Genomic DNA, 1,813 nt, shown 5'->3' with positions numbered 1-1,813 from the left:
ATAAGAGACCGGGGCCTGCGCGGTGGCCACGCCGGTGGCGTCGCCGGGGGGCCGTGGCGTCGCCGGTGGCTTCTGGTGGCTGCCTCCGCCGGGGTGGCGGCGCTGGTCGCAGCCGCAGCCGTGGTGGTCGTGAACGCTCGTGCGCCGGTCAAAGTGATCGCCGGGCCCTCGACCGCGGCACGGTCCGTCCCGGTGACTCCCGGGGGTACGGGGGCCGCCACCGGTGCGGCGGCACCCGTGGAGGAGCAGGAGCCGCGGTTCACCGTGCCGATCGACCTGTGCACGCTCGTCACCGGCGCCCAGGCGGCCGAACTCGTCCCCGGCTCCCCCAAGGGCGAGCCGACCAAGCAGGGCGAGCAGGCCGGATGCGCGTGGGCGAGCAAGGGGGTCGGCCTGTTCGTCAACGACCGGCCGTTCGGCACCACGTACGAGGACATGTGGGACAGCGAGCCCGTCGACGCCCACGACGCGTTCGTCAACCTGCGCAACGCCCGCCAGGACACCGGGGGGCCGGTGGTGTGGAACCAGCCCGCCATCGGCCTGACCGAGCCGGTCTCCAGCGACCGCTCGGCCGCCCGGGACGTGCCGGGCCTCGGCTCCGAAGCGCTCACGTACGACGCGCTCATCCGTCACGAGGAGGACGTCATCCGCACCGTCGTGGTGTACCGGACCAGCAACGTGCTGCTGGAGGTCACCTACATCGACCTGACCGGGAGCCCGTCCGGGCAGATCCGGGAGCGCGCCGTCCGGGCCGCCCGCTGGAGCGCCGCCGCGCTCGAGGAGAAGGCGCCGTGACCGGGCCCGGCGACCGCTACCGGATCCAGGCGCGGACCGGCGAGTTCACCTTTCTCGGGCACGACCGGCATCGGGGCAGGGACGTGGTGCTCCGGCGGATCCCCGCCCCGCCCGAGCTGCCCGGCGACGAGCGGCGCGCGCTGACGCTCAGGTCCGTGCGCCGGGCGCGCGCGGCGTCCCGGCTGGCGCATCCGGCGATCAACCCGGTCCTCGACGCGCACGCCGACGGCGACGACGCGTGGCTCGTCTGCGAGCCGATCGACGGCCGGCCGCTCGCCGAGACCGTGGCCGCCGAGGGCCCGCTGCCGCCGCACCGGGTCAGGGCCCTCGCCCTCGACCTGCTCGGCGCCCTCGCGGCCGGCCACAGCGCCGGCCTGCTCCACCTCGACGTCCAACCGGCGACCGTGTGGCTGACCTCCGGGGGCCGGGCCGTGCTCACCGGGTACGGCGCCGCGCTGCCGGAACGGTTCACCCCGGGCACCTCGCCGGGCCGGGCGATCACGCCTCCCGGCGCGGTCCCGGACGGCGCGCCGGGGGCCGGGGGCGGGAGATCCGTCGGCACGCCGGGGTTCACCGCGCCCGAGTGCCTCGGCGGCACCGGGCCGGTGCCGGCGTCCGACCTGTGGTCGCTGGCCGCGACCCTGTACTTCGCCATCGAGGGGCAGCCGGCGTTCGCCGGGGCGGGGCTGGCCGCGGTGAGCGCGGTGCTGTCGTCCGAGCCGCAGCCGCCTGCCCGCGCGGGGCGGCTCGCTCCCGTCCTCCTCGGCCTGCTCGCCAAGGACCCCGCGCAGCGTCCCGACGCGCTGTCGGCGCGCGCCGCCTTCGAGGCCGCCGCCGGGAACGGGCCGGGACGTACGGTACGGGTGGGCGGCCGCCTGCTGGCCCTCGGCGCGGCCGGGCTGACCCTGGCCGTCGCGGCCCCCGCCGTCGCGCTGACCATCGCCCTCACGCCGCCCGCCCCGCACGTGCCGGCACCCGTCGCATCCCCGGCCCCGGCGAACGCCGGCTGCCCCTCGAT

General features: G+C 77.5%; 2 protein-coding genes. Both read left to right on the top strand.

What is annotated here, in order from left to right; genetic code table 11:
* On the top strand, nucleotides 1-795 hold a 795-nt coding region (locus ADY59_RS52215), incomplete at its 5' end, for a hypothetical protein (RefSeq protein ID WP_231619252.1).
* A partial coding sequence (locus tag ADY59_RS47165; RefSeq protein WP_049577875.1) for a protein kinase domain-containing protein occupies nucleotides 792-1,813 on the top strand: 1,022 nt, incomplete at its 3' end. The genes ADY59_RS52215 and ADY59_RS47165, both read left to right, overlap by 4 nt.

The sequence above is a fragment of the Nonomuraea sp. SBT364 genome (assembly GCF_001083785.1).
Lineage (GTDB): Bacteria > Actinomycetota > Actinomycetes > Streptosporangiales > Streptosporangiaceae > Nonomuraea.
Note: the sequence above shows the minus strand (reverse complement) of the source record. Positions and strands in the feature narration are given on the sequence as shown.